This is a genomic window from Rathayibacter sp. AY1G1 (assembly GCF_002932095.1).
In the GTDB taxonomy this organism is placed as follows: Bacteria; Actinomycetota; Actinomycetes; order Actinomycetales; family Microbacteriaceae; genus Rathayibacter.
The window spans coordinates 18,292-44,427 of record NZ_PSUZ01000003.1 but is presented as its reverse complement, the minus strand read 5'-3'; the positions used below and the strand labels follow the sequence as shown (position 1 = coordinate 44,427).

The following is a 26,136-nucleotide window of genomic DNA, read 5'->3' as shown; positions in this document are numbered from 1 at the left end:
GCCCTCCCGATCGGGAGGGCCGGACGGTGGTGCCGGCGGCTACTGCACGCGGGCGGTGCCGCTCATCTTCGTCCGCAGACCGCTGACGATCTGGATGACGACGGGCGTCTCCTCGCCGAGGAGGGCGTCCCACTGGCGGACGGCCTGGTCGACCGTCTGCCGGGTGCGGGCGGGCGAGGCGCCGCGGCGGGTGTGCGCGGTGACGCGCAGCACCTTCTGGTGCTTGATCTCGAACGCGGTCACGTCGACCGCGACGATGGACGGCTCCTGCGACAGGGCCTCCTCGAGGACCTGCTCGGCGACCTTCGCGTCGATGGTGACGGAGCCGCCGGTGGGCGTCCCCGCTCCCTCTCCGGAGCCGACGCGCAGCAGCGTGGAGGTGCGGCCGCGGCCCTGGCGCACGATGAAGCGCACCAGCAGCAGGATGAGGACGAGCGCGACGACCGCGATGACCCAGAGGATCCACGGGGTGCCGCCCGAGAGGGCCTGGCTCGTGGGGTCGGCCGCGTCCTGCGCGGCGGTGGACACGTTCTCCTGCACCTGCGGGAGCAGCGACCCCACCGCGACGGCGCCGCCGGCGAGGAGGAGGACGAGGCCCACGACGAACAGGAGCAGCCGGTTGAGGAATCGGTTCGTGGTGGTCATCAGCGGACCGTTCCCTTCTCGGACAGGCGCACCTTGGAGCGCAGGCGCGGGGTGCAGTCGAACGTGGCGAGCTCGGCGTCGACGGCCTCGCGGATCGGCGTGACGTCGATGCTGCGGCCGGAGGTGCGGGAGACCGTCACGTCGACGACGCGGGATCCGACCGACACCGACACGTTGTCGGGGTCGACGTCACCGGCGTAGCCGGCGGTGCGGGCGACGGCCTGCGCGATGACGCGGTCGTCGACGATCGCCGCGGTGCGGTCGGTGCTGGCGGCGCGACGGCCGCGACGGCCGGGCTTGAGCGACACGACGATCAGGACGAGCCCGATCAGAGCGAGCACGGCGCCGGCGGCGGCGGTCAGCGCGATGGGCGCCGCGGCCGCGTTGAGCAGCGAGGACGCTCCGTCCTGCGGGGCCACGAGCAGCGCGGGCTGGCCGAGGACGGCGAGGACCGCCTCCGTGCCCAGCCACGCGAACAGGAGGATGAGCAGGACGGCGAGGACGATCGCCGATCCGGAGCGGGACGAGTGCGTCTCGCGCCGCACCAGGCGCGGGTAGATCGCCCGGCCGGCAGTGGTGGGAGTCGTCACGACACCCTCCTTCGTTCTCGGAGGTCGGCACCGGTGATCCGGAGGTCGACCCGGCCGATCGTGGAGCCCGTCAGTTCGAGGCAGCGCGAGCGGATGGTCGTCTGCGCCCGGCTGAGTCGGTCCAGCAGCGTCCCGGAGGAGCGGCGGCCCGTCTCGCCCAGGGGCGTGACGTGGATGGGGGCGTGCGCGACGACGTGGAGGCGTCCTCCCTCGTCGTCGAGCTCGACGGACACGTCGGACGAGTTCACGTCCAGCGCCTCCGCGGTGACGGCCGACACGACTCGGCGCACGGCGCGCGAGCTGATCGTCGTGCGGCCGTGGCTGGCCTCGTCGGCCATCACCGCCGCGGTCACGAGGACCGCCGCCCGCGGAGGGTGTCGCCGAGGGAGCGCAGGTCGAGCTTGCCCTCGACGACCCGCCCGACGCCGTAGCCGATCGCCATGGCGAGGGCGACCCAGAGGAGCGCCCAGAAGCCGAAGACGAGAGCGGTCAGCGCGAGGACAGCGCCGAGGACCAGGCCGATGTGGGACGGAGTCACTTGACGCGGCTCTCGGTCTCGTCGTCCTTGTCGTCCGAGGGGATGAAGACGTCGGAGATGGTGACGTTCACCTCGGCGACCTCCATGCCGACGACCGAGGAGATGGCCTCGGAGACGGCGGAGCGGATGCTGTCGGCGAGCTTCTGCAGCGCGACGGGGTACTCGGCGACGACGGTGATGTCGGCGGCGACCTGCTTCTCGCCGACCTCGACGGAGATGCCCTGGCCGCGGTCCTGCGCGTTGATCGCGTTGCGGATGGCGCCGATGGCGCGGGCGGCGCCGTTGCCCAGGTCGTGCACGCCGGGGACCTCGCGGGCCGCGATGCCGGCGACCTTCTCGACGACGCCGTCGGCGATCGTGTTCTTGCCGGCCGAGGTGGCGGTGCCGTGCTTGGCCGAGGAGGCGTTGGCGAGGCTGGTGGGGGTGACGTTGGTCATGATCTTCTCCAGATGGTCAGAGGTCGTGGCCGGGGCCGCGGTGCTCACGATCCGTGGCACATGATGAAGACGTGGCCCGGGGCCCGGACGTCCCGGTGGCTCAGCCAAGGTGCAGGGAACGTCGAGCGGAGATGCGTTTCGCGGCCACCGGCGTCCACAGGCCTCGGCGGCGCACTCGCTGAGCGGCCAGCGGAGTGCACAGCCGCGTCAGGCCGCGGTCGCCGTCGCCGCCGGGAGCCGGCGGTCGCGCCGACGGGTGAGGGCGCGGCGCCAGGCGGGGCTCCACCGCTCCTCGGCGACCGCGTTGACGCCCCACGACAGCAGGAGGACGACGACGAAGGCGACGAGTCCGGCTCCGTCGCGGCCGATCAGCGGCCAGAGCGCGCTGATGATCGCGCTGCCCACGACCAGATGGAGGATGTAGAGCGAGTAGCTGATCCGCCCGAGCCAGAGCAGCGGCGCCCATCGCAGCACGGCGGTCCGGCGCCGCACCGCGACGACCGTGACGGCCGCGCAGACGCCGAGGACGACCGCTCCGTCCGGCCCGCCGTGGAGGAGCTGGGCGTTCAGGGCCGCGATCAGAGCCGCCGGCACGGCGAGGAGCTCGAAGCGCCCCTGCCGTCGCGAGAGGAACAGCAGCATTCCGACGCAGAAGAGGGGTCCGTACTCGGCCAGCGTCAGGTTCGCCAGGACCCGGACGGCGACCGGCGCCGAGACGACGTCGACGCCTCCCGAGACGAGGTGGGCGGCGACGGAGGCGGTCGCGGCGACGCCGAGCCAGACGACCACCAGCACGCGGACCAGCCGATCCGTGAACCGGCACTTCGTGAGGACGAGCACGAGCAGCACCAGCAGGTAGAACTGCATCTCGACGGCCAGCGTCCAGAACGCGCCGTTCACGTTGGGTACCAGCAGCAACCGCTGCACCATGGTGAAGTTGAGCAGCAGCTCCAGCGGCGTGAGGTCGGTGCCGGGGACGCGGGCGAGAGCGCCGACGACGATCGAGACGACCACCGCGATCCAATAGGCCGGGTAGAGGCGGCTGACGCGGGAGATCGCGAAGTCCGACGGCCGCCGCGCGCGGTCCGCGGACATCAGGATCACGAAGCCGCTGATGACGAAGAAGAGCTGGACGCCGAACTCGCCGAACGGGAGCGCGAAGGATCCCGGCGGTGCATCCGGATGATCGAGCGAGAACGCGGTGGTGAAGTGGTAGACGACCACGCCGAGGGCGGCGAGGCCGCGCAGACCGTCGAGCTCGACGAAGCGTGACGCCACGGCTCCCCCGCTCCGGAGCCCCCGCCCCTCGCTCGAGTGTTCCAGAGCGCTCCGGCCGCCCGCGCGTCGGCCGTCCGTCGTTCCGCGCCGCGCCCGGCACCCGCCTCGACCCGCATCCCGGCGGCGGAGGCGCGGGGAGGGCGGCGCTCAGCTCTCGGGACGGATGCGGAGCGCGCGGGCGAGGGCATGCCGACCTGACCGAGCGGTTCGTCGCGGATGCGATCGCGTCGGCCTCGCGCATGACCGAGCGCGGACTCCTCCCCGCGGAGGAGCAGCGCGTCAGGCCTCGTGCAGGTGACGGTCGAGCGTCATCCAGTTCTCCCGGCTGAGGCGGGCGGCGCCGTCGGTGTCGCCCGCGCGGAGGGACTCCACGATCGCGCGGTGCTGCTCCACGGATCCACGGGCCGCGAGGGAGGCGAAGCGCTGGCGCTCGGCACGGCGGATGAGCGGAGTGGCCTGCTCGAGCACGTCCTCGATCATCCCGTTGCCGCTGAGCCCGGTGAGCACCGCGTGGAACGCGTCGTCGGAGCGCAGCGCCAGCTCGACGTCGCCCTCCGCCAGCGCCCGCGCGAAGTCGTCGTTCACCGACTCCATCGCGGCGAGCGCCTCCGGAGTGACGGCCGGGCCGGCGAGGCGCGTGGCGAGCTCGTGCATGGCGGCGGCGATCTGCTGGGCGTCGCTGATGCTCTCGGCCGTGGCGGGGGTCACGATCGTCGCCCGGCCGGGCTTGGCCGAGACGAGGCCGACGCGGGCCAGCCGGAGCAGCGCCTCCCGGATCGGCGTCCGGCTGACCCCGAGCCAGGCCTCGAGCTCCTGGTCGCGGAGGCGCTCCCCAGTAGGCGCGCGAACCTGATGCCCCCGCCGGCGCCGGAGAAGCCTCGCGCTCCTCGATGAGCGACAGGACATAAGCTCGCACACGTGGCAGCCGGCGCAGTGATGTACAACTTCGCGATACAGCTGGCCGATGTGGACCGCGGCGTCTACGAGGACATCACGTTGCGAGCCGCTCGGCACCCCTCCGAGACCGACGCGTACATGATGACGCGCGTGCTCGCGTACTGCCTCGAATACGTGGAGGGGATCACGTTCAGCGAGGGGATCTCGTCGACGGCGACCGAGCCGGCGGTGCTGGTCCGCGATCTCACCGGCAGGCTGACCACGTGGATCGAGGTGGGCGCGCCGGATGCCGAGCGACTGCACTTCGGGAGCAGACTGGCCGACCGCACGACCGTCTACACGCATCGCAACCCGGAGAAGGTGATCGCGGCGTGGTCCGGCAAGCGCGTCCACCGGCTCGAGCAGATCTCCGTGCAGAGCTTCGACCAGGGGTTCCTGGATGCCGTGGTCGCGGTACTGGAGCGCCGCAACACGCTGACCGTGTCGGTCGTCGAGGGGCAGCTGTATCTCGAGTTCAACGGCGTGACGTCGAGCAGCGATATCCACGTGCATCAGCCGGGCTGAGCCGGCGCCGAGTGTCACGAGGTCCGTGTCCGGAAGACCGGTCGGAGGACACGATGGAGCATCCTCCGAAACGGCCCCTCGGGACGCACCCGGAGACGACGAGGGCCCGGCACCGTCCTGAGACGGTCCGGGCCCTCGGGCTCGCAGGGGCTGCGCGTCAGCGGCGCAACGTGTGGCTCGGCTTCTCGTCGAAGCGCACCTGGTACGCGCTCGCGAAGCGGCCGAGGTTGCCGAAGCCCCACTCGCGGGCGACCGCGGCGACGGTGGTCGAGCAGGGGTCGCCGGCGACCAGGTCGGAGTGGGCGCGGTCCAGGCGCACGTCGCGCAGGTAGACCGACGGCGACACTCCGAGGTGCCGCTTCGTCGCCTGCTGCAGCGTGCGGGTGTGCAGACCGGCCGCGCGGGCGGCGTCGGCCGGAGTGATCGGCTCGTGGGCGTGGTGCTGGAGGAAGTCGAGCGCGACACGGGTGCGGGAGGCGGACGGGCGCCGCAGCACGGCCGGCACGTCCCACGCGCGCCACGGGAACAGCAGGAGCAGCACCCGGGCGAGGTCGAGCTCGGCGGTGAAGCGCACGAGCGGCGTGATCGCGGCCGTCGCGAGCGCGGCGCTCGCCTCCGTCACCGCGGCGCGCCAGCGTGCGAGGACGCCGGGGTCGGCGTCCGCCCCGTGGTCGAAGGAGACGGGCTGGCGGGGGCCGGCGTGCGTCTCGGTCGCGACGTCCTCGAGGAACCCGGGGGCGAAGTGGATGAGGTTCTGCCGGTGCGGCTCGAACTCGAGCCCGAACTGGCGCTCCGCGGGGAACAGGAACGGGGCCGACAGCGCGCCGGTCCGGGTGAACGGCGGCAGGTTCAGGCGTCCGCCGCCGGCGCGGAACCAGCCGACGACGTACTCCTTCAGGTGGGGGACCTGGCCGGTGAGGGCGCCGGAGCAGTCGGAGGTGCGCAGGGTCACCCGGTCGCTGCCGCGGACGGCGTAGCGGTAGGAGAAGCCGCGCTGCGACGGAGCGACGCGGAACTCGCCTCCGCCGTACGCCTCGGAGTAGACGGCGGCCGCGGCGGTCGGATCGTCGCCGGAGGCTTCGTAGCGCCGGTCGGCCCGCTCGTCGCCCGCGAAGGGGCTGCCGAGGGTGAAGGTCGACTCGCTCATGACGTCCGCCCGGGGCGGCGGCGGAGGGAGCAGTGCATGGGGGACTTCTTCCGGGTTCGGGGTCCGTGCGCTCCGGGGGACGCACGAGGGGTACGGAATCAAGACGTGTCGAGGAGCCGGAATGTCACGAATCCCGTCTCGAGACGTCCCCCATCGGCGGCACTCGCAATCCGGCCAGCGGATTCGGCGGCCCGTTGTCAAGGCTGGTAGTCATGCCGGACGGCGCCCCACACTGAGGGCACCGGCGCGCGGGGACACCGCGCGCGGGACCGCGGAGGAGGCGCTCATCGACGACGACCCCCTCCTGAACGCGTCCGACGCGACCCTAGCCGCGCGCGCCGTCGACGGCGACGTGCAGGCGTTCGAGCAGCTCGCCCGCCGCCACGGCGCCCTCATGCGCGTCTACGCCGCGAAGCTCCTCGGCTCCGAGGCGGAGTCCGAGGACGTGGTGCAAGAGGCGTTCCTCACCGGCTGGCGGCGTCTGGCCGATCTCGACAGCCCGGCGCACATCCGCAACTGGCTGATGCGCATCGTCACCCACAAGGCGATCGATCGGATCCGCGTCCGCCGCCGCCACGACGACATCGACGACTGGGATCCGCCCGCGCCGCCCGAGCACTCCCCCGAGCGCATCGTCGAGGCACGACTCCAGCTGGACGCGGTCTGGGAAGCGCTGGACCGATTGCCTGCTGATCAGCGACGCTGTTGGCTACTCCGCGAGACCGCCGGCTACAGCTACCAGGAGATCGCCGACGCTCTCGAACTCCCCGTCTCGACGGTCCGCGGCCTCCTCGCCCGGGCCCGTCGATTCCTGCTCCACGAATTGGAGGCATGGCGATGACCGACGACGCCGCCGTGCCCGAGGACGACCTCGACGGCCACACGCTCGAGGAGCTGGGCGAGTACCTCGACCGCGGTCGCGAGCCGCGCGACCCCTCGATCGAGAACTCCGCCGCGTGCCGGCTCGCTCTCGCGAACCTCACCCGCCTCACCGAGCTCTCGGCGCGGGCGCTGCGGCAGGAGGCCGACCGCGAGCCCGACCGCGACGAGGTCTGGATCGCCGGCCTGCTCGACGCGATCCGCTCCGAGGTGCGCTCCGGCCGCGACATCCCCGTCCGCCACCCCGACCCGACCCTCCGCCTGGCGCTCACGGAGGCGGCCGTGCGCGGGATGATCCGCCGCGCCGGCGACACGATGGGCGGCGTCATCATGGGCCGCTGCACCCTCGACGGCGACGTCTCGGCTCCCGGCGCCGTGGTGCGGATCGACGTGACCTGCGCCCTCGAGTTCGGCCTGCCGGTCGCCGTGGCCGCCGACCGCCTGCGCGAGCGCATCCGCTACGCCCTGGAGCGCCACACCGAGCTGACCGTCGGCGCGATCGACGTGACGGTCGACGACGTGTACCCCCACCGGGAGGAGCGGGAATGACCGACGACACCGAGCTCTCGCAGCGGCTGACCGCCGAGATCCGCGACATCGAAGGCGTCGCGGGGGTCTACCCCGCCCAGCCGATCGTCGAGGCCGCGGCCGACGCGCTCGCCGTGAAGCTGGACCTGCGGCAGCCCGACGTGCTGGTCGACATCGACCGGTCGGAGGGGTTCACCACGGTGAGCGCGCACATCGCCGCGTCCGCCGCACTGCCGGCCCCCGAGACGCTCCGCCTCGTGGGCGAGCGGATGCACGCGCTGCTCGCCGCCGACCCGTCGATCACGGGGCCGCTCGCCGTGAACGTGAAGGTGCGCCTCATCGAGGACTCGGGGCGCGCCGAGCACTGAGCGGTGCCGCCGCCGTCCCCTCCCGGGGGAAGCCGCTCGGGTACGCGGCGTGCCGCGTAGCGGAGCGGCATCCCGCGGAAGGGATCAGGGGCAGCCCGACCGGGTCAGCAGGAGACGAGGCGGTCGAAGCGGGACGCGACGCCCGAGCTGTCGCTGAACTTGCGGTTGATGACGCTCATCGTGTTGCAGCCGCTGTCCGGGCCGTTCCTCCAGATGACCTTGACGTTGCTCGCCTGGTCGCAGTGCCACCACACCGTGACCTGCGCGCGACCCAGGGAGTCGCGCTGCGAGCGGACCTCGTAGCAGTTGCCCGGGCCGCCGTTCTGGTAGACGAGCTGCCCGGCGGAGGCGGGGGTCGCGACGGCGACGGCCCCTCCGAGGGCGAGGGCGATCGCGGCGAGCGTGGCCGTGAGACGACGATGCATGGTGTTCTCCTTCGAACGGGCGATCGGAGGCGACGGCGGCCGCCCCTCTGCCAGCACCCTGGACCCGGCCCGGCCGAGCCCGGTCGTGAGCTTTCGTGCCGGAGATCACCCCGCCTGGAGGGTGGGGGGAGAGCGAGTACTCCTCACTAGCGTCGAGGCGCGTGCAGCTGCGCGCCCCTTCGACGCAGAGGACTCGCCATGCCTTCACGACTCCTCGACCGGCCGCGACTCGCCCTCGCCCTCGCGGCCCTGTGCCTCGGAGTGCTGGCGGCGACACCCCCGCAGGCGGTCGCCGCACTCGCACCGGCGTCCACGACTCCGACCGCCTCGTCCGCCGGCCAGGCCGTCACGGCGGCACCCGCCGACGCCCCGGGCTGGACCACGCTCCTGCGCGACGACTTCACCGGGCCGGCGGGCGCGCCGGTCGGGAGCCAGTGGGAGCACGAGGTCGGCACCTGGGGCACCGGGGCGGTCGACCGGACGACCGCGTCGACGGCGAACGTCTTCCTCACGGGCGGCGGCGCTCTGGGAATCCGCGCCCTCCGCGACTCCGCCGGAGCATGGACGTCCGGGCGGATCGTCACCGCCGACAAGTCGTTCTCGGCGCCGGCGGGCGGCCGACTGCTGATGACCGCCTCGATCCAGCTGCCGGACGTCGCGCAGGCCACCGGCTACTGGCCCGCCTTCTGGGCTCTCGGGCGGGACGCGAACGCCGTCATCGACTGGCCGGCGACCGGCGAGTTCGACATGCTCGAGGCCGTCAACGGCACCGCCCAGGTGATCCAGACGCTGCACTGCGGAGCGCCGGACGGCGGCCCCTGCGACGAGCCCGCCGGCCGGACGAGCGGGATGCTGGACTGCGCGTCCTGCGTGACCGGGTTCCACCGCTACTCCGCCCTGCTCGACCGGACCGTGCCCGGCGACGAGCGCGTGGAGTTCCTCGTCGACGGCGTCACCCGGCACGTGGTGCGGGAGTCGGAGGTGGGGACGGCCGCGTGGCAGGCCGCGGTCCCGAACGACGTGCTGCTGATCCTGAACCTCGCCATCGGGGGCGGGCTGCCGAACGGGGTGTGCGGGTGCGACAGTGCAGCCGCTCCGAAGAGCTCCGGCGGGACGATGCTCGTCGACCACGTCGCGGTCTACCGGTCCGACGCGGCGCCGGCTCCGGTCGTCGTCGGGACCGCCGCGGTGGGCGCGACCCTGTCCTCCTCCGCCGGCCGGACGGGACCGCTCGTGCATCGCTGGGCGGCGGGAGGCGTCGACATCGTGGGAGTGACGGGTCCGGATCTCGTGGTCCCCTCCTCCGCGGTCGGCAAGCGGGTGACCGTGACGGTGAGCGCCGCCGACGGCTCCGGCCCGACGACCTCGCAGCCGACCGCACCGGTCGCCGCCGGCACCCTCGGCGCCGCGACGCCGACCGTCACGGGCACGGCCCGGGTCGGAGCGGTGCTCACGGCAGCCCCGGGTCCGTGGACGCCGACTCCCGTCAACCTCACCTACCGGTGGAAGGCGGACGGCGCGGCCATCGCGGGAGCGACGTCGCCGCGGTTCACGCTCACGAAGGCTCAGGCGGGGAAGCGGATCACGCTGACCGTCACCGGGACGAAGACCGGCTACTCCACCGCGAGCCGGACCTCCGCGGCGACGGCGGTCGTGGGACGGTGACGGGCGCGGGCTGTCCCCCGCCCGCCACCGTGTCTCAGACCTCGCGCTTGCGGCGAGGAGCGATGCGCAGGACGGCGGTCCCCGCAGCGATGAGGGCGAAGGCCGCGAGTGCCAGCCAGACCGAGTCGAACCCGGTCATGGCGAGCGTTCCGGCACCGACTCCGGCTCCGGCGGCTGTTCCGATGTGGTTGTACATGTCTCTCTCTCTGTTTCACCAGTCGCGCCGACGGCGTGTCAGCGCATCCAGGTAGGCCTTGGTGTGGACGACCTGCAGGAACAGGTCGACGACGAGCTCGTACATCGACGCGGCGGCGAACATGTACCGCCAGCCGCGGTCGCGGACCGTCACGATCCGCTCGACGACGAAGATCGCGGTGACGGCCAGCCAGAACGGCTGGAGGCTCAGCTCGCCCCAGCCGACGGCGTAGACGATCGTGGCCAGGTAGACGTAGGTGATGATGCAGCCGAGCATCGTGAGCAGCTGGCGCCCCCAGTAGGGAGCCGTGACCCGCGTGAAGCCGTACTGCACGCAGTTCTCGACCGCTCCGCGCTTCCAGCGCAGGCGCTGACGCCAGAGGTCTCCCCACGTCGGCATGACCTCGGTGACGAGGGTGCAGCCGGCAGGGCTCAGCACGTCGTAGCCGAGGTGGCGGATCGCGAACGTGAGCTCGTTGTCCTCGGTGAGGACGGTGGTGTCGTAGATGCCGCCGATGCCGTCTCCGGAGGGGAGGGAGCCGGCCAGGCGGGCCGCGCTGATGCGGCGCATCACGGCGACCTGGAGCACGGCCGCGGTGCCCGTGACGACGAGGCACTTCCCGTTCAGCCGGCGCACGTCGCGGGCGTAGCGCGCGTACTCGTTGCGCTGGAGGTGGCCGACGAAGCCGCCGCCCTCGCCGCCGCGGAACACTCCTCCGACCGCGCCGATGCCGCCGTGCAGCCTGCCGCGGGCGATCTCGAGGAACCCGGGGTCGAGCGCGGAGTCGGCGTCCTGCACGAGAACCAGGTCGTCGTCCTGCAGCCCCGGGAGGACCTCGGCGAGGAACTGGTTGAGGCCGCCCGCCTTCTTGTGGCTGTTCCCGACGGTGACGAAGACCTCGGCGCCGTGCGCGAGAGCGATCTCGACCGTGGCGTCGGTGCAGTTGTCGGCGATGACGACGATCCGGTCCGGCGGCCAGGTCTGCCGGCGCAGGCCCTCGATCGCTGCGGCGATCCCGGCCTCCTCGTTGTGGGCGGGGAGGGCGGCGACCAGGTCGCCGATGCGCGACGAAGCGCGGCGGCCGCTGCGGGGGCGCGTGCCGGCGATCGGGGTGGATGCCGGAGGGAGCCGGTCGGCGTCGACGGCGGGGAGCCCGGTGCGCTCGAGGACCGCAGTGGGGGCCGGCGGACGCTCGAGCAGCGCGGTCGGGGCGGCCTTACGCTCCGGGACGGCGGTAGCGGCGGACGAACGCTCGACCACGGCGGTCGGCGCGGCCGGACGCTCGTTCATCGCGGCCCGACGCTCCAGCACCGCGGTCGGGGCGGCTGGGATCGTCACCGCTCCAGCGGGGACCGTCACCGCTCCGGCAGGCGTCGCGGACGCGAGGCGGCGCGGAGCGGAGACCCGCTCGCGCCCGGAGCGGGCGGCACGGCGTCCCGAGAGCGGGCGCGAGGCCGTCTCGTCGTGCGCCTCCCAGGTCGCCCGGCGACGGGGAGCCGTCGGCTCGTCCGCGCCGTGGCCGGGCTGTGTGCTCATGACTGTTCCTCTCCGCGGCCGGGGGCCGATGTGCGCTGATGAGCGCCCGCGCGGAACGGAGGTCGTCGCCGGGGTGGGCGCGACCCGAGTGAGGAACGGCGTCCGACGGGGGGATCGGAGCAGGGCCTGACAGAGGACAGCATCGGGGGGTGCTGCGATCAACCTAGGGGCACGGAGATGATGGAAGCAAGCAAAATTTGTCACCCTAAAGGGGCTGTACAAGGTCCTTGCGGCTTCTTTGTCTTCGTCGTAATTGATCCCTCGCCTCGCTGAGCCTCCTCCACACCCGGCGCACCCCTCTCCGCTCGGCCCCGCGGCGGGCCGTTCGGGGGTCGGCGGCGCTCTTGTGCGCCGAGCCGCCGGGGTCCACCATCGAGCGACGGCCCCCGCCCGGGGCGGCCGCACCCGACGGGTCAGGGGCGCCATGCGGTCGCGAGGTCTGCTCTTCTGCCTGATCCCGCCGATCCTCTGGGGCGGCATGCTCCCCGTCGCGGACAGCATCGCGGCGACGGTCGACTCCTTCTTCATGACCCTGATCCGCTACACCGCCGCCGCGGTCGTCCTCGCCCTGCTGCTCGCCCGGGCGGAGGGGCTCCGCGCCTTCCGGCTCGACGGCCGCGGGTGGCGGCTGGCGCTGCTCGGCGCCTCCGGATTCGCCGGCTTCGGCCTGCTCGCCTTCACGGCTCTGCGGTTCACCTCGGCCCCGAACGTCAGCCTGATGATGGGGATGATGCCGGCGATCGGCGCGGTGCTCGCGAGCATCGGCGCGCGTCGCCTGCCGCCTGCCGCCACCGTCGGCTGCATCCTGCTCGCGCTCGCCGGAGTCGCGCTCGTCGTCACCCGCGGCGACGTCGCCCTCCTCCTCGACGGCGAGCTGGGGTTCGGCGAGCTGCTCGCCCTACTCGGAGCGATCTGCTGGGTCGTCTACACGCGCGGAGCCGCGGCGTTCCCCGGCTGGTCGGCGCTGCGGTACTCGACGCTCACCACCGCGCTCGGCTGCCCCTCGATCGCCGTCGCGGTCGCCGTGGCGACGGCCACCGGCTCCGCGCACCCGCCGACCGGGGCCGAGGTGCTCGCGGCCTGGCCGCAGCTGGCCTACCTGATCCTCCTGGCCGGCGTCGTCGCCGTGCTGCTGTGGAACACGGGCATCAAGCTGCTCGGCGCCCTCAACGGCACGCTCTTCCAGAACCTCGTCCCGGTGACGACCTTCGCGATCAGCATGGCGGGCGGCTACCGGCCGGGGCCCGTCGCCCTGCTCGGCGCGGCCATCGTCGTGACGGCGCTGCTGCTCAACAACTGGGCGACGCGGCGCGCGGCCGCGGTCGCCGCGCGTCCCGCGGCGGTGCCGGCTCCGGTGCGCTGAGCGCACCGCCGGAGCCTCCCGCTCGGGGCGGTCACTGGTCGGAGTTGCTGGCCCAGCGGACGGAGCCCTGCGCCTCCTCCTTGCTGATCGGGGACACGGTGCCGCAGTGCGAGCACTCGAGCAGGTAGCGGGTCGAGACGGTCAGGACGGGGACGAAGAAGAGCGAGAGGCGCGTCCGGCGGCGGAGGATCCGCTGCTCGTCGCGCTGCCCGCAGACGCGGCAGACGAAGACGAGCGTGCGGAGGAGGTCCTCGACGGCTCGGGTCCCGAAGATGAGGAGCATGCGTCCGAGCGTAGGGAGCAGGGCGCGCTCGGCGGAGGGGGTTGCCGGGGCGCCGTCGCCGCGAAGCGCCGGGCGCAGACGACCACGGCGAGCGCCGTCTCGAGCAGGTCGCCGCCGTAGAACAGCAGGAGCGCCGCCTGGCGTCCGGTCTCGTCCGGAGCCTCCGCGTAGAGCACGGTCGCGAGCAGCCCGTGCGCGGCGATGCCCGCTCCGAGCACCCCCAGGCGCAGGCCGAACGGGGCGCGGTGCGGGTTCGGATCGACTCCGGCGAGCGCCGCCGTCAGCAGGCAGCCGCTGAGCAGGAAGTGCAGGCCGAGTGCGAGGTGCAGCAGCGGGTCGGCGTGCGCGGCGGCGAGCAGTCCGGTCGCGTGCACGAGCCAGAGGGAGCCCGTCGAGAGCAGGAGCGCCGTCACGGGGTGGGCGAGGAGACGGGCCGGGCGGCTCCGGAGCAGCCGCGAGAGCCGTCGGGCCGCGGTGACGTCGAGCGCGCGCAGTGCCAGAGTGACGGGGGCCGAGAGCACCAGGAGGAGCGGCGCGAGCATCCCGAGGACCAGGTGCGTCAGCATCGCTCCGCGCGGATCCGCGTGCGACCACTCCGCGAGCGGTCCCGTGAAGCAGAGCGCCGCGGTCGCGAGCCCGCCGAGGAGCAGGGCGGTGCGGTGGAGCGGCCACGGCCGTCCGCGCCGCCGCTCGAGGGCCGCGGCGCCCCCTCCGAGCGCCGCCGCTGCGCCCAGCGGGACCAGGAGCAGCAGGCTCGGGTCGAGCAGGGGGTGGTCGGCGTGCGGGGTCACGCCGTCGCGCGCCGTCGCCGCGGCAGGAGGAGCAGCCCCGCCGCGAGCAGCACCGCTCCCGAGGCGATCCAGGCGGAGTCGTAGAGGAGCAGGTCGACGTCGTAGCGGACCTGGTGCACGCGGAGCAGCTTGTGGTCGACGACTCCGTCCCACAGCTGGAACAGCCCCGCCCCCGTGAGCCCCGCGGCCCACGCCGTGCGCGGACGCAGAGCGGATCGGCGCCGGGCGTCGGCGAGCAGGAAGCCGCCGCCGACGAGCGCGAGGATCTCGGCCGCGTGCAGCAGCCCGTCCGAGAGCAGGCCGATCGCCGGAGTGGAGCGGTCGTAGAAGTGGTGCCAGGCGAGGATCTGGTGGAAGACGATCTCGTCGACGGCCGCCATGAGGCCGACTCCGATCAGGAGGCCGCCCTGGAACGCCCGGTCGCCGCGGAGTCCCCGACGCCGCATCCGGTCCCCTCCCGATCGAGTGCCGGGGCCCCGGGATCCCGAGACCCCCGCGCCTCCTCCCGAGGCCCCGCCACCAGGGAAGCGGACGCCCGGATCGCGGCCTAGAGGGTTGACTCCTCGCGCCCGCGCCGGTCGTGCTGCCCCTCCGCTACGGGCTGGGCCGACGAGGCGCAACCCCGCGCGAGGGGCGCTCCCGTTCGGGAGAGTGGAGGCATGCAGCAGCTGACCTACGCCTCCAAGAGCTTCGTGACAACCGACGCCGTGACCGAGGCCCTCCTCGACCTGGTGACCGCGATCGACCGCCAGGAGCACTCCGAAGCGGTCACGGTCCCGGCGTTCACCGAGGACGGCGAGCTCATCGAGGCGAAGATGACGCTCGACGCGAGCAGCGAGCTCGTCGCCGTCCCCGTCGAGGTCTCCATCAAGGACGAGGAGTCGACCACCGGCGCCGTCGAGGCCGCCGTCGAGGACATCCGCTCCCGCATCAAGAGCAACCGCGCCACGATCGCGCGCCCCGTGATCGACGAGGACCCGGAGCCCTACAACTACGAGGAGTTCTGAGCCGCGCCTGCGGGCCTTCACGTCTCAGCACTTCCGCGCCTCCTCCGCACTGAGTTGCCCGGATCTGCTCACGACACGCCGGAGCGGCCAGCCGATCCGGCACCTCAGCGGCCGTCCCTCAGAGCGCGGACGCAGCCCAGCGCGGGTCGAGGGCGTAGTCCGCGAGGCGCTTCTCGAGCGCGGCGCGCACCTGACTGGGAGCGTCGTCGCCCACGAGCAGACGGAATCGGGCGTCGCTCCGATCAGCGACGTGCGCGAGGATCTCGGCCGCCACCACGGCCGGAGGCGTGCCTCCCGGCGGACCGTCGGTCGGCCAGGGGACCTCGGCCGCTCCGAAGACCTTCCGCCGCAGGTCGTCGTACTCCGGCATCGGCGCCGCGAACCGCATGCTGCCGCCGGCCCAGTCGGTGGCGATCTCCCCGGGCTGCACGAGCGTCACGCGGACGCCGAAGGGGGCGACCTCTGCAGCCATCGCCTCCGTCCAGCCCTCGAGGCCCCACTTCGCCCCGTTGTAGACCCCGAGCGTCGGCATCGTCCCCACCGCGCCGACGGTCGAGATCTGCACGATGTGCCCGGCCCCCTGCCGCCGCATCACAGGCAGCGCGGCCCGGCAGAGCCAGAGCGGACCGAGCAGGTCGACGTCCAGCAGCTCCCTCACCTCGTCCTCGCCCACCTCCTCCGCCGTGCCGATGAGCCCGTAGCCCGCGTTGTCGACGAGGACGTCGAGGCGCCCCTCGATCGCCGTGGCCGCGGCGACGGCGCCCGCGGCTGCGGAGGAGTCCGCGACGTCGATCCGGTGGACCTGCAGCCGCTCATGCTCGGGCAGGGAGTGCGCGCCCCGGACGGCGGCGAGGACGCAGTGGCCTTCGGCGAGCGCCGCGAGGACGAGCGCACGCCCCAGCCCGCGGGAGGCTCCGGTGATCAGCCAGGTCTGTCGAGTGGTCATGCCCGCACGCTACTCCGAACAAGACGCTCCGTCTCGTTTCGCGGTAGGATCGGAGAATGGCCACCAGCAGGACACGGCAGCGCGTGCACGCCGCCGTGCTCGACCTCGTCGGGACCGAGGGGCTTCCGCGCCTGACGATGGAGGGCGTCGCCGCCCGCGCCGGAGTCGGGAAGCAGACCCTCTACCGCAGCTGGCCCTCCACCGGTGCGATCCTCTTCGACGCGCTCCTCGCGCGGAGCCTGACTCCTGACGGGGTGATCGCCGTCCCGGACTCCGGAGATCTGCGCGCCGACCTGCTCCTCCTGGTCACCGGCACTGCCGCCGAGCTGAGCGACCCAGTGGCCGAGCCGCTCCTGCGCGCGGTGACCGCTGCGATCCAGACCGACACCGAGCTCGCCACGCAGTACCGCACCCTGCTGCTCGAGCCCCAGCTGAGCGCGATCGCCGCGCGTCTCGCGAGTGGAGGAGCGGCCGACCCCTCCGGCGCGGCGGAGCTCCTGCTCGGCCCGATCCTCCACCGATGGCTCCTCCGGAGCGGCCTCTTCACCGGCGCGTGGATCGAAGGGCACGTCGAGCGGGTCCTGCGAGCGCTCCGAGCCTGACGCGTCCCCACCGACCGGCCGGCCCGCCGGGGCCGCATTCCAGCTGCGCCTCTTGACCGGGGGAGCCGCAGGGAGTCGGATGAGGGCGTGCGCGCGCTGGTCCCCGTCTCCGATCCGTGGTCCGTCGACGGGAGCGGGCGGACGGACGACGGGCCCGTCGACGACCTCTCGGTCCGCGCCGAGCGGGACGCCGGCTCGTACTCGGTCCGCACGCTGCGGCTGACCGGTGTCCGCCTCGGCCCGCGTGTCTCGGTGCACGGAGTGGTCACCGACCCGGTCGCGACGGCCGCGCTCGCGATCGGCTCGCTCCTCCTCTCGGCGATCCCCGCCGGCCTGCCCGGGGACCGGACGCGAGCGGCGATGGTGGCGGCGGAGGCGCGGGCCCAGGAGCTGGCCGCCGACCGGCCCGCGTGGGACGTGAGCCCCCTCCCCCTCGACGGGATCGACTACGCGCTCTTCACCCGGACCCTGCCCGAGGGCGCCGTCGCCCACGCCGACCTCGGCTGGGCCGTCGTCGCGCTGTGGAGCACAGGCCCGCTCCCCCGGGGCCCCTTCCACCTGCTCGAGATCCCCGACGAGCCCGTCCCGCGCTGAGTCGCCCGGATCGGCTCGCGACACGCCGCAGCGGGGAGCCGATCCGGGCGACTCAGCGAACGGGTCAGCGCACTCGGCCCGGGTTCACGCGCCCGCGACCGTGGAGCCGCGCACCAGCAGCTCGGTCGGCAGCAGCGTCACACGCTGCACCTCCTCGCCGGCCAGGAGTCGCACCAGCACGTCCGCCATCGCCTCGCCGAGGCCCGTGGAGGGCTGGCGCACCGTGGTGAGGCGCGGCTCGCTCGCCTCGGCGAAGTAGTCGCCGTCGAAGCCCGCGAGCGCGATGTCGCCCGGCACCGTGAGGCCGCGCTCGCGCAGCGCCGTCAGGGCGCCCGCCGCCATCTGGTCGTTGGAGGCGAAGACCGCGTCGATAGGCCGCCCGGAGTCGAGCAGGCGGCGCATCGCGGTCGCGCCGTCCTCGGGCGAGTAGTCGCCGTACTCGACGAGCGAGTCGTCGAGCCCCGCGGCGGTGACGGCCGAGCGCCAGCCGGACAGGCGGTCGATCGCGGCGGGCATGTCCTGGCGGCTCGCGATCATCGCGGGGCCCGTGCGGCCGAGGCCCAGGAGGTGCTCGGTGACCGTGCGCGCCGCTCCGGTGTTGTCGACGTCGACGAAGTAGCTGCCGCCCTCCTCCGTCAGCGGCCGCCCGCCGAAGACCACAGGGAGGGAGGCGCCGAGCTGCGCGTAGGAGTGGTCGCCGCTGTGGTGCGAGACGACGAGCGCGCCGTCGACGTTGCCGCCGAGCAGGTAGCGCCGCGTCTTCTCGGGAGCCGCCTCGGACGCGATCACGATGGTGAGCGTGTACTCGGTGCCGGCGAAGGCCATCGCGGCCCCCTGCACGACCGAGGCGAGGAACGGATCCGCGAACACCTTCGCCGCCGACTCCGGCACCACGAGCGCGACGGTCTGCGTGCGGCGGCTGGCGAGGGAGCGCGCGGCGCGGTTGGGCACGTAGCCGAGCTGCTCGATCGCGGCGAGCACGGCCGTCCGGGCGCCGTCCTTCACGCGCGGGGAGTCGTTGACGACCCGGCTGACCGTCGCACGGGAGACTCCGGCCAGCGCGGCGACGGCTTCGAGGGTCGGGGCGGCCGAGGCGGTGTCGTGGGTCATGCAGGCCTTCCTCGCGGGTGCCTCCGAGGCTAGCCGAGCGCCGGAGGAGCGGGCTCGTGCGGGGCGTCCGCGGCGTGAAGGGGCGCGGATCGCGGCCATTCGGGGGTGATGCGGGGCGGCGGAGCGGGCCGGCGGAGTGAGTCCGCGGCCTGCGAGGGCGCGGATAGCGGCCGTTCGGGGTGGCGCCGGGCGGTCGGGGCGCCGCCTCGGCGATCACCGGCGCGACCGGCGCACGGCGATCGGTCGCGCACTGGCGGAGGCAGGGAGCCTCGCGCCCGTCAGCGCCCGCGACGGAAGCGCGCGAGGAAGCCCCGGAGCCGCTCGGCCTGCCGGTCGGTGAAGTCGTTCGACAGCCGGAACGCCTCGCTCGTCGGGTCCGCCCCGTTCGCGACATCGCGGATGGCGCGAAGCGCCTGCTCGGACGGCGTCGGCCCGTCCAACGGACGCGGCTGCGCCGGCCCGCTCGAGGGGTCCTCGTCGCGCGGGTCCTTCGGCTCCATGTCGCCTCCTCCGCGCCAGCCTAGGCGGCGGGAGGTCGGGCCAGGAGGTCTCGGGCGGAGCGTGATCGGCGGGATCCTGCGCGGCAGTGGTCGGGATGCTCCGAGCACGACGACCGGCCGGGTCGCGAACCCACCGGCCGCCCAGTGCACTGCCCGATCCCTCCCCGCAGCCCCCGACCCGGTCCCGCGGGAGTCTCCGGGCCTCAGCCCTTCACCGCTCCGCTCATGATGCCCGCGATGAGCTGGCGTCCGGCGAGGAGGAACAGCACCAGCAGCGGGATCACCGAGAGCACGGCGCCGGCCAGCACGATCGAGTAGTCGACGTAGTAGCCCGACTGCAGCTGCGCGAGCGCCGTCTGCAGGGTCGGGTTCGTGGGGCTGAGGACGATCAGCGGCCAGAGGAAGTCGGTCCACGCCATCATGAACGTGAAGAGCCCGAGGATCGCCATCGCCGGTCGCGCGGCCGGGACCGCGACGGTGAGGAACGTCCGGAACTGGTTCGCTCCGTCCACGCGCGCCGCCTCGATCAGCTCGTCCGGGATCACGTCGACCAGGTACTGCCGCATGAAGAAGACGCCGAACGCGGTGACCAGCGTCGGCACGATCACGGCGCCGAGCGAGCCCGTCCAGCCGAGCTGCCGCATCAGGATGAACAGCGGGATGATGCCCAGCTGCGTCGGGATCGCCATGGTCGCGACCACTCCGATCATCAGGCCGTCGCGCCCGCGGAACCGCAGCTTCGCGAAGGCGTAGCCGGCGAGCGTCGAGAACGACACGACGGAGAGCGTGATGATCCCCGAGACGATGACGCTGTTCAGCAGCGCCGTCCAGAACGGGATCGCCGTCAGCACCTGCGACGCGTTGGCGAGGAAGTTGCCGCCCGGGACGAGCGGCAGGGTCTCGCTGCGGGTCGCGTTCGAGCCGCTCGCCACGACGAACGACCACCACAGCGGGTAGGTCGAGCCGAGGATGAAGGCGCTCAGCAACCCGTACGTGAGGAAGCCGGGCCGGTCGACGCGGCCGGCGCGGGAGGCGCGGACGCGGCGCACCGGGAAAGCGGCGGAGGTGGCGGGGGCGGTCATCGCTCGCTCTCGTTCTGGCCGAGGCCGGTGGTGGTGAGCAGGGGGTCCGCGGCGGCGATCTCGTCGGCGGTCGCGGGGCGGGCGGAGCGGCGCTTCGAGCGCTGCGAGATCCGGTTCTCGACGGAGGCGATCCGCCGCGAGATCGCGAAGTTCAGCAGGCCGATCAGCACGATCAGGAGGAACAGCAGCCACGCGATCGCGGCCGCCTCGCCGAAGTTCTGGCGGAAGAACGCCATCTCCCAGAGGTAGAGGACGGTGGTCTGGAACTGCCGGTCCGAGCCGCCGATGCCGCCCGCGTTCGACACGTCGAACAGGCGCGGCTCCGCGAAGATCTGCAGGCCGCCGATGGTGGCGGTGATGATCACGAAGATCAGGGTCGGCCGGATGCTGGGGATCGTGATCGAGCGGAAGCGGCGGAACGCGTTCGCTCCGTCGATCGCGGCCGACTCGTGCAGCTCGCGCGGCACGGCCTGCATGGCGGCGAGGAGGATGAGGGCGTTGTAGCCGGTCCAGCGCCAGTTGACCATCGTCGCGATCGCGACGTGGCTGGCGAGGCGGTCGTTCGTCCACTCGATCGGGCTGATGCCCACGAGGCCGATCAGATTGTTGATCAGGCCCTCCTGGTCGCTGAACACGCTCGAGAAGATCAGCGCGACCGCGACCGGCGAGACGATGTACGGCAGCAGGACGCTCATCCGCCAGAAGGTGCTGGCCCGCAGCGCCTGGTCGAGGGCGGCCGCGAGCAGCAGCGCGACGGCGAGCTGCGGGATCGTGGAGAGCAGGAAGATGCTCAGCGTGTTGACGATCGAGTTCCAGAAGAAGCGGTCGCCGAGCACGGCCGCGAAGTTCGCGAACCCGACGAAGTCGCCCTGGCCCTGCAGCAGCTGCCAGTCGTAGAGCGACACGACGAGCGTGTAGACCAGCGGGAACGCGCCGGTGAGCGCGAAGAGCAGGAAGAACGGCGAGATGTAGAGGTAGGGCGAGGCCTTCACGTCGAAGCGGCTCGCGCGCTGGCGGAAGGTCAGCGGGAGTCGGGGCGCCGGGCGCCGCTTCCCCGCGGGGGGCGTCGCCGTGGCCGGCGGGGTGAGTGTGCTCGTCATGGCGCTCTCTTCGAGGTCGAGTCGGAGTCGGAGGGGGTGCGGCGGGGCCGACCGGGAGGAGTCGCGGGCGGCGGGGCCGGAGAGGCCTCGGGCCGGCGGGCGGCAGCGTTTGTCCCGTGCGGCGGGGCGGCCCGGGATGCGGGCTGCCCGGCCGCACGGGGACCGGGAGGTCCGGTGGCGGCCGGACCTCCCGTGTCGGTTGGGCGTCGGCTCGGAGGGGTCAGCCCCCGGGCGTCGGCCCGACCGGATCAGTCGACGAGCTCACCGAGGAGCTGGAGCGCCTCGTTCCAGCCCTCCTTGCCGTCGATCTCGCCGCGGTCGACCTTCTGCAGGACCGGTCCGAAGACGTTCTCCTGGATCAGCGAGTCGTCCGGGCCCTTGTACTGGGCGACGACGCCCTCGGCGCGCTGCGCGAGGATCGCGCCGGTCGGGGAGTCGTTCATGCCGGGGTCGGGAGCGGCCGCCGAGGCGAGCTCCTTCTGCGCGTCGAGGGTGCTCGGGAACGGTCCGGCCGCCTCGAACGCCTTCAGCTGCTGCTCCGGCTCGCTCAGCCACGACGCCAGCGCGGCGGCCTCAGCGGGGTGCTTCGACTGGGTCGGGACGGAGAGGAACGAGCCGCCCCAGTTGGCGGGGCCGCCGGGGAAGACGTCGGCGAAGTCCCAGCCGGTGGCCTCGGCGTTCCCGCCGCCGGCCTCGACGTTGCTCTTCAGCGTGCCGAACATCCAGCCCGGGCAGACGAAGGTGGCGAAGGTCTGGTCGGTGAACGACTTGCCCTTGTTCCAGTCCCACGCCTTCTGCGCGGCCGAGAGGCCGGAGGCGGTGGCGTCGGTCAGCTGGCCCCAGCGCTCCTCGAGCTCCGGGTTGCCCTCGACGTTCAGCTCGCCGTCGGAGGTGTAGTACCCCTCGGGCAGCTGGTTGACCATGGCGTTCCAGACGAATCCGGAGTGGTCGAACCAGGCCTTGCCGGTGGCGTCGTGGTACTTCTGGCCGGCGGCGAAGTAGTCGTCCCAGGTCGCGTCCGGTCCGCCGAGCATCTCTGCGACGGCGGCGCGGTCGGTGGGCATGCCGGCGGCCTCGAAGGCGGCCGTGTTGTAGCAGAGACCCTCGGGTCCGATGTCGGTGCCGTAGCCGATGACGCGTCCCTCGGGGTCGGTCGCCTGCTCGTACTTCCAATCGACCCAGTCGGCCTTGCGGTCCTCGATGCCGTGGTCGCGCAGGTCGACGAACTGGTCCGAGACCTCCATGACGGAGCCGAGCCAGCCCTCCTCGATGGCGACGACGTCGGCGAGCCCGGAGCCGGCGGCGAGCTTGGTGAACGCGTCGGTCCGCGCGTTGCCGCCGGTGTCGATGTTGTTCGGGACGATGGTGATCCCCGGGTTGGCGTCCTCGTACTCGCCGTAGAGCTCGTCGAAGCCCATGGCGTTGAACGTGGTGACGGTCAGCTCGATCTCGCCGCCCTCGGAGGCGTCGGATCCCGACGAGCATCCGGTGACGATCAGGGCGAGGGCCGAGGCGCCGGCGATCGCCGCGGCGATCCTGGTGCGTCGTGAATAGGGCACGGTCACTCCTTCGTGATGGTGGTGGGGCACCCCTGCGAGCGCTCTCACGCGTGCTGTTCCGCGTATGTGAGAGCGCTCTCACGAGGTGTGCGGCGAGCTTACGCACGCCCCCGCAGAGAGGTCAAGCGTTTTCGAGAGAGCGCTCTCATCGAATTGATGGTCCGCGCCCAGCCGCGCGCCTCCCCGCCGCCCTCGCCCCCGCGAGAACGCAGAAGTCGCGGTACTCGAACGCGAGTACCGCGACTTCCGTGGACTCACCGCCCCCTGCCGATCGAGCAGCGGCTACTCGACCAGCAGGGCCGACCTCAGCCCACCAGCACCGCGAAGCCCTGCGCGGGCAGCTGCACGGACACGGCTCCGGACGGCGCCGTCTCGCTCACGAGCGCGCCGTCCTGCGAGTAGACGCGCAGGGTGCCGGAGCCGCCCGAGACGCCGATCGCCGTGGTGCGCACCCCGTCGGTGGAGTTGCGGATCAGCTCGGTGCGGCCGCCCTCTCCTCCGACCACGAGGCGCGTCACCAGCGGGCGCACCAGCAGCGCATCGAGGCGCGTCTGACCGCTCAGCGGGCGGACCTCGACGCTCGACGAGCCGGCCGGCACGGTGCGGCGGAGCTTCTCCGGGAGCAGCGCGCCCGACGCCTCCGTCACCCCCTGCGACCCGACGGTCGAGCGGAGCAGGTCGAGCGGGCGCTTGCCGGACGTCCAGACGCTCAGCGGCGTGCGCTCCGTGCCGCGCTGCGGCTGGTCGATGACGGCCTCCACCACGCGGTCCTGCGTGGACGAGCCGATCGGGATCGACACCGCGCGGCGCGGGTCGGTCAGCGAGAGGTACGAGCCGCTCCAGCCGGCCTCCCCGGTCCAGGACGACTCGGGCGTCACGACGGTGCCGCCGCGCGCGCTCTCCGCCTCGACCAGCGTCAGCCCGTCGCGCGAGCGCTCGGTGGCGACGGAGCGGGCGCGGTCGGCGACGTCCGGGTGTGCGTCGAGCGCCAGCATCGCCAGCAGGCCGTGGATGGTGCTCTCGGCTCCGCTGTTGCGGTTGACGGACCCGTCGGCCTGGACGCCGTCGAAGACGACTCCGGTGGCCGGGTCGTAGACCGGGGCGAGGCTGCGGTTCAGGCCGAAGAACCAGGCGCCCTGCACGGCCGCGAGGTAGGTGAAGGCGCTGGAGCCGGTGGCGTCGGCCAGGGCGAGCGAGTTCTGCAGGCGGGAATCTGCTCCGTAGGCGATCTGCACGCGGTCGGTCGGAGTCGGGTTCCAGCCGTTGTCGGGGCCGCCGGCGGTGAGCAGCTCCGGAGCGAAGCGGGCGCCGTCGACGAGCGCGGGCTCGAGGAGGGAGGAGTCGTCGAGCGCCGCGGACGAGGCGGCGAGTCCCCCGGCCATCTGCGACGACCAGGAGTGCCAGAGCGTGCGCGACTTCGTCCACGGCAGGATCGCGCCGTACGGCCAGGCGGTGGTGTCCGCCTCCGTCGTCGTGGTGCGGGCGTAGGCGGCGACGCCCTCGGCGAGCTGGGCCGTGCTCGTGCGCACCGCGGAGTCGTCGGGGGCGGCCTCGAGGTAGGCGGACAGGCCGAGCAGCGCCTCCGAGGTGGCGTCGGCGCCGTCGACAATCAGCCAGGCCGGCACCTGCACGCCGTCGGCCTGCGCGTACTCGCCGTAGCGCGTGAGAACCTCGCGGTCGACCGCCGCGACGCCGAGCCGCAGCCGCTCCTGCAGGAAGGCGGCGAAGTCCGGATCCGTGTCGCGGAACGCCGCGTAGCCCTCGCCGAGCGCCCAGAGCGTGCGGGCGAGCCAGTAGCTGTCCTCGGAATCGCTCGGATCCGGCAGCTCGACCGGCTCGGCGCTCGCGTTCAGCTCCCCGTCGGTCTGCATCCAGAGCACCACGTTCCCGGCGTCGTCGCCCTCGGTGGTCTGGAAGTAGGCGAGGGCGCGGAGCGTCTCGAAGGCCTTCTCGCGGCTCTCGGTCGATCCGGTCTGCTGCCAGTGGCGGAGGTAGACGACCGCGGCGCGCGAGATGTCGTCGGTGTTGAACGCGCCCTGCTCGTAGTCGCCGGTCGCCGGATCGAGGCGGCCGCCGCCCACGCGCTCGAAGGCGCCGCCGTCGCGGGCGTCGGCGTAGGTCCACGGCATCACCAGGGTCGGCTCCTCGTCGAGCCGGTAGGTGGTGTGGCCGGGCTCGGGCACCGGAGTGGCGGTGTCGAGGAGGAAGTCGAGGTGCGCCGTGTTCGTCAGCGGCTCGGCCGCCTGCGCGGGGGTCGCGCCGAGGGCGAGGCCCCCGACGGTGAGGGCGGCGGCGGCCAGGACGGCCGCCGATCTGGTGAGCGTGTTCGTCATCGAACTCTCCTTGGGTGGGGTGTGAGGGGCGGATCTCGATAAGCCCGCGATGCGGGCTGCTCGATCAGCGGGAGGCGCCGACGGACTCGATCAGCGGCGTCAGCCGTCCGTGCGGACGAGGCGGGCCGCGCCGATCTTCGAGTCGGCCATGCCGTAGAAGACGTAGTGCTGCCCGTCGATCTCCTCGATCGCCGTCGGGAAGACGACGTTCGGGACGATCCCGCTGCGCTCCTCCTCCGTCTCGACCTCGAGCAGCGGCTCGGCGGTGCGCGCGATCACCCGCGACGGGTCGTCGCCGTCGAGGAGGATCGCTCCGGCCGAGTAGTTCACGTGCTGCTGCTGCGCGAAGGCGCTGTCGATCACTCCGGTCACCCCGTGGTGGATGAGCAGCCACCCCTCGGGCACGCGCAGCGGCGCGGGGCCGCCGCCGACCTTCAGCTCCTCGAACGGGAACTCCGGGCCCGCGAGGAACCGGTGCCGCGTCCAGCGCGTGAGGCTCGCCAGGTCGCGGTCGACCTCGTCCACCGGCACGTAGCTGATCCAGATGCTCTGCCGCGGGTCCTCGATCCCGGCCGGGAGGCGCACGCCCTCGCCCGGCCGCGTCTCGCCGAGGTCCCACATCGGCCGGTGCAGCACCGCGAACGAGCGGGTGCCGTCCGGGGCGGCGACGATCTCGGGGAAGAACACGCAGTCCTTGTTGTGGAACAGGCCCAGGTCGATGTCGAGCGCGTCGTCGTAGGCGAAGGTCACCGGGCCCAGGCGCCGCCAGTCGCGGAGATCCTCCGACACGGCGAGCGCCGTCCGGGGCCCGAGCGGCCCGTAGGCGACGTAGGTCATCACGTGCAGGCCGAGCGCCTCGATGAAGGTGATCCGCGGATCCTCCACGCCGGCGTTGTGCGCGCCTCGCTCGAAGCCGCGGTCGGGCGCGAGCACGACGCCCTCGCGCTCGACTCCGACGGGGACGCCGCCCTCGACGACCACGCGGGCGAGCCCGACGCGGGAGACGTTGCCGGCGGCGACCATCCGGGGCAGGAGGTACAGCTCGCCGTCGGGTCCGCGGCCGCTGCCGGGGTTGAGCACCCCCTCGGCTTCGAGGGCGTCGCCCGGGGCGGGCTCCATCACGACGCCGACGCGCTCGAGACGGTAGGGGACAGTGGTGAGGGTGGGAGACAT

The 26,136-nt window shown here is 73.1% G+C and carries 31 protein-coding genes and 1 pseudogene; 9 read left to right on the top strand and 23 right to left on the bottom strand.

Annotated elements, in window-relative coordinates:
- Positions 1 to 39 precede the first annotated feature (39 nt).
- The 8 genes and pseudogenes from C5C36_RS02545 to C5C36_RS18230 all read right to left on the bottom strand — a co-directional run.
- Positions 40 to 645 carry a hypothetical protein gene (locus C5C36_RS02545; RefSeq protein ID WP_104238125.1) on the bottom strand — a complete coding sequence of 202 codons (606 nt, stop codon included), beginning with the start codon at positions 643 to 645 and terminating at the stop codon, positions 40 to 42.
- On the bottom strand, positions 645 to 1,235 hold the full coding sequence (locus C5C36_RS02540; protein WP_258072169.1) for a DUF6286 domain-containing protein: 591 nt from the start codon (positions 1,233 to 1,235) through the stop codon (positions 645 to 647). Before C5C36_RS02540 ends, C5C36_RS02545 begins: the two co-directional genes overlap by 1 nt.
- Positions 1,232 to 1,588: a hypothetical protein gene (locus tag C5C36_RS02535; RefSeq protein ID WP_244230558.1), complete on the bottom strand. Its 357-nt coding sequence runs from the start codon at positions 1,586 to 1,588 to the stop codon at positions 1,232 to 1,234. Before C5C36_RS02535 ends, C5C36_RS02540 begins: the two co-directional genes overlap by 4 nt.
- On the bottom strand, positions 1,585 to 1,773 hold the full coding sequence (locus tag C5C36_RS02530; protein ID WP_104223990.1) for a DUF2273 domain-containing protein: 189 nt from the start codon (positions 1,771 to 1,773) through the stop codon (positions 1,585 to 1,587). The genes C5C36_RS02535 and C5C36_RS02530 overlap by 4 nt, the downstream gene beginning before the upstream one ends.
- Positions 1,770 to 2,210 carry an Asp23/Gls24 family envelope stress response protein gene (locus C5C36_RS02525; protein ID WP_104223989.1) on the bottom strand — a complete coding sequence of 147 codons (441 nt, stop codon included), beginning with the start codon at positions 2,208 to 2,210 and terminating at the stop codon, positions 1,770 to 1,772. Before C5C36_RS02525 ends, C5C36_RS02530 begins: the two co-directional genes overlap by 4 nt.
- 207 nt (positions 2,211 to 2,417) lie before the next feature.
- Complete coding sequence (locus C5C36_RS02520) at positions 2,418 to 3,488, bottom strand: acyltransferase (RefSeq protein ID WP_181133761.1); 1,071 nt, start codon at positions 3,486 to 3,488, stop codon at positions 2,418 to 2,420.
- A gap of 279 nt (positions 3,489 to 3,767) precedes the next feature.
- Positions 3,768 to 4,196: a GntR family transcriptional regulator gene (locus C5C36_RS02515; RefSeq protein WP_258072168.1), complete on the bottom strand. Its 429-nt coding sequence runs from the start codon at positions 4,194 to 4,196 to the stop codon at positions 3,768 to 3,770.
- A gap of 9 nt (positions 4,197 to 4,205) precedes the next feature.
- Positions 4,206 to 4,394 (bottom strand): annotated as a pseudogene (locus tag C5C36_RS18230) (GntR family transcriptional regulator); the annotation flags it as partial.
- A gap of 12 nt (positions 4,395 to 4,406) precedes the next feature.
- On the opposite strand from C5C36_RS18230, the gene C5C36_RS02510 reads away from it, so the two are divergent.
- Positions 4,407 to 4,949 carry a YaeQ family protein gene (locus C5C36_RS02510; protein WP_104309185.1) on the top strand — a complete coding sequence of 181 codons (543 nt, stop codon included), beginning with the start codon at positions 4,407 to 4,409 and terminating at the stop codon, positions 4,947 to 4,949.
- Between the two features lie 157 nt (positions 4,950 to 5,106).
- On the opposite strand, the gene C5C36_RS02505 is transcribed toward C5C36_RS02510, so the two are convergent.
- On the bottom strand, positions 5,107 to 6,096 hold the full coding sequence (locus C5C36_RS02505; RefSeq protein WP_104309184.1) for a helix-turn-helix transcriptional regulator: 990 nt from the start codon (positions 6,094 to 6,096) through the stop codon (positions 5,107 to 5,109).
- Positions 6,097 to 6,448: 352 nt separating this feature from the next.
- Here C5C36_RS02505 and C5C36_RS02500 point away from each other — a divergent pair, with 352 nt between their 5' ends.
- Genes C5C36_RS02500 through C5C36_RS02490 form a run of 3 tightly spaced genes read left to right on the top strand, consistent with a single transcriptional unit; the run spans position 6,449 to position 7,871 of the window.
- Positions 6,449 to 6,937 (top strand): RNA polymerase sigma factor, encoded by a 489-nt coding sequence (locus tag C5C36_RS02500; protein ID WP_244248147.1) that lies wholly within the window; start codon positions 6,449 to 6,451, stop codon positions 6,935 to 6,937.
- Positions 6,934 to 7,524 (top strand): Asp23/Gls24 family envelope stress response protein, encoded by a 591-nt coding sequence (locus tag C5C36_RS02495; RefSeq protein ID WP_146076902.1) that lies wholly within the window; start codon positions 6,934 to 6,936, stop codon positions 7,522 to 7,524. The genes C5C36_RS02500 and C5C36_RS02495 overlap by 4 nt, the downstream gene beginning before the upstream one ends.
- On the top strand, positions 7,521 to 7,871 hold the full coding sequence (locus tag C5C36_RS02490) for a hypothetical protein (RefSeq protein ID WP_104225842.1): 351 nt from the start codon (positions 7,521 to 7,523) through the stop codon (positions 7,869 to 7,871). The genes C5C36_RS02495 and C5C36_RS02490 overlap by 4 nt, the downstream gene beginning before the upstream one ends.
- A gap of 104 nt (positions 7,872 to 7,975) precedes the next feature.
- Here the strand turns inward: C5C36_RS02490 and C5C36_RS02485 are convergent, their stop codons facing one another.
- Positions 7,976 to 8,296, bottom strand: a complete 321-nt coding sequence (locus C5C36_RS02485) for a hypothetical protein (RefSeq protein ID WP_104309183.1) — start codon at positions 8,294 to 8,296, stop codon at positions 7,976 to 7,978.
- Between the two features lie 198 nt (positions 8,297 to 8,494).
- Here C5C36_RS02485 and C5C36_RS02480 point away from each other — a divergent pair, with 198 nt between their 5' ends.
- Positions 8,495 to 9,961, top strand: a complete 1,467-nt coding sequence (locus C5C36_RS02480; protein WP_104309182.1) for a family 16 glycosylhydrolase — start codon at positions 8,495 to 8,497, stop codon at positions 9,959 to 9,961.
- A gap of 34 nt (positions 9,962 to 9,995) precedes the next feature.
- Here C5C36_RS02480 and C5C36_RS17440 read toward each other — a convergent pair whose 3' ends face one another.
- The gene (locus C5C36_RS17440) at positions 9,996 to 10,157 is read right to left on the bottom strand and encodes a hypothetical protein (protein WP_167305255.1); all 162 of its coding nucleotides are present in this window, start codon (positions 10,155 to 10,157) and stop codon (positions 9,996 to 9,998) included.
- A 15-nt stretch (positions 10,158 to 10,172) separates the two neighbouring features.
- Positions 10,173 to 11,693 (bottom strand): glycosyltransferase family 2 protein, encoded by a 1,521-nt coding sequence (locus C5C36_RS02475; protein WP_258072167.1) that lies wholly within the window; start codon positions 11,691 to 11,693, stop codon positions 10,173 to 10,175.
- Between the two features lie 424 nt (positions 11,694 to 12,117).
- Between C5C36_RS02475 and C5C36_RS02470 the strand changes: the two genes are divergently transcribed.
- Positions 12,118 to 13,056 carry a DMT family transporter gene (locus C5C36_RS02470; RefSeq protein WP_104309181.1) on the top strand — a complete coding sequence of 313 codons (939 nt, stop codon included), beginning with the start codon at positions 12,118 to 12,120 and terminating at the stop codon, positions 13,054 to 13,056.
- 31 nt (positions 13,057 to 13,087) lie between these two features.
- On the opposite strand, the gene C5C36_RS18225 is transcribed toward C5C36_RS02470, so the two are convergent.
- The 3 genes from C5C36_RS18225 to C5C36_RS02455 are packed head-to-tail and all read right to left on the bottom strand — an operon-like array spanning position 13,088 to position 14,576.
- A complete protein-coding gene (locus C5C36_RS18225; RefSeq protein WP_374954343.1) occupies positions 13,088 to 13,246 on the bottom strand; it encodes a hypothetical protein in 159 nt (52 codons plus the stop codon).
- On the bottom strand, positions 13,198 to 14,130 hold the full coding sequence (locus tag C5C36_RS02460; protein ID WP_104309179.1) for a cytochrome c oxidase assembly protein: 933 nt from the start codon (positions 14,128 to 14,130) through the stop codon (positions 13,198 to 13,200). The genes C5C36_RS18225 and C5C36_RS02460 overlap by 49 nt, the downstream gene beginning before the upstream one ends.
- Positions 14,127 to 14,576 (bottom strand): DUF2243 domain-containing protein, encoded by a 450-nt coding sequence (locus C5C36_RS02455; protein WP_104268776.1) that lies wholly within the window; start codon positions 14,574 to 14,576, stop codon positions 14,127 to 14,129. Before C5C36_RS02455 ends, C5C36_RS02460 begins: the two co-directional genes overlap by 4 nt.
- A gap of 213 nt (positions 14,577 to 14,789) precedes the next feature.
- Between C5C36_RS02455 and C5C36_RS02450 the strand changes: the two genes are divergently transcribed.
- Positions 14,790 to 15,137 (top strand): hypothetical protein, encoded by a 348-nt coding sequence (locus C5C36_RS02450; protein WP_104223965.1) that lies wholly within the window; start codon positions 14,790 to 14,792, stop codon positions 15,135 to 15,137.
- Between the two features lie 118 nt (positions 15,138 to 15,255).
- Here the strand turns inward: C5C36_RS02450 and C5C36_RS02445 are convergent, their stop codons facing one another.
- Complete coding sequence (locus C5C36_RS02445) at positions 15,256 to 16,083, bottom strand: SDR family NAD(P)-dependent oxidoreductase (RefSeq protein WP_258072166.1); 828 nt, start codon at positions 16,081 to 16,083, stop codon at positions 15,256 to 15,258.
- A gap of 56 nt (positions 16,084 to 16,139) precedes the next feature.
- Here C5C36_RS02445 and C5C36_RS02440 point away from each other — a divergent pair, with 56 nt between their 5' ends.
- Positions 16,140 to 16,685: a TetR/AcrR family transcriptional regulator gene (locus C5C36_RS02440; RefSeq protein ID WP_104266527.1), complete on the top strand. Its 546-nt coding sequence runs from the start codon at positions 16,140 to 16,142 to the stop codon at positions 16,683 to 16,685.
- An 87-nt stretch (positions 16,686 to 16,772) separates the two neighbouring features.
- A complete protein-coding gene (locus tag C5C36_RS02435; protein WP_104309178.1) occupies positions 16,773 to 17,279 on the top strand; it encodes a hypothetical protein in 507 nt (168 codons plus the stop codon).
- An 84-nt stretch (positions 17,280 to 17,363) separates the two neighbouring features.
- On the opposite strand, the gene C5C36_RS02430 is transcribed toward C5C36_RS02435, so the two are convergent.
- The 7 genes from C5C36_RS02430 to C5C36_RS02400 all read right to left on the bottom strand — a co-directional run bounded on the left by C5C36_RS02430 (position 17,364) and on the right by C5C36_RS02400 (position 26,136).
- Complete coding sequence (locus C5C36_RS02430) at positions 17,364 to 18,389, bottom strand: LacI family DNA-binding transcriptional regulator (protein ID WP_104309177.1); 1,026 nt, start codon at positions 18,387 to 18,389, stop codon at positions 17,364 to 17,366.
- Positions 18,390 to 18,667: 278 nt separating this feature from the next.
- Positions 18,668 to 18,889 carry a hypothetical protein gene (locus C5C36_RS02425; protein ID WP_104309176.1) on the bottom strand — a complete coding sequence of 74 codons (222 nt, stop codon included), beginning with the start codon at positions 18,887 to 18,889 and terminating at the stop codon, positions 18,668 to 18,670.
- 203 nt (positions 18,890 to 19,092) lie between these two features.
- Positions 19,093 to 19,971 carry a carbohydrate ABC transporter permease gene (locus tag C5C36_RS02420; RefSeq protein WP_104223961.1) on the bottom strand — a complete coding sequence of 293 codons (879 nt, stop codon included), beginning with the start codon at positions 19,969 to 19,971 and terminating at the stop codon, positions 19,093 to 19,095.
- Positions 19,968 to 21,071, bottom strand: coding sequence for a carbohydrate ABC transporter permease (locus tag C5C36_RS02415; protein WP_104225835.1), 1,104 nt, complete (start codon positions 21,069 to 21,071; stop codon positions 19,968 to 19,970). Before C5C36_RS02415 ends, C5C36_RS02420 begins: the two co-directional genes overlap by 4 nt.
- A gap of 248 nt (positions 21,072 to 21,319) precedes the next feature.
- Positions 21,320 to 22,630 (bottom strand): ABC transporter substrate-binding protein, encoded by a 1,311-nt coding sequence (locus C5C36_RS02410; RefSeq protein ID WP_104224001.1) that lies wholly within the window; start codon positions 22,628 to 22,630, stop codon positions 21,320 to 21,322.
- A 305-nt stretch (positions 22,631 to 22,935) separates the two neighbouring features.
- Positions 22,936 to 24,963 (bottom strand): hypothetical protein, encoded by a 2,028-nt coding sequence (locus C5C36_RS02405; protein WP_104309175.1) that lies wholly within the window; start codon positions 24,961 to 24,963, stop codon positions 22,936 to 22,938.
- A gap of 99 nt (positions 24,964 to 25,062) precedes the next feature.
- The gene (locus tag C5C36_RS02400) at positions 25,063 to 26,136 is read right to left on the bottom strand and encodes a glycosidase (RefSeq protein WP_104309174.1); all 1,074 of its coding nucleotides are present in this window, start codon (positions 26,134 to 26,136) and stop codon (positions 25,063 to 25,065) included.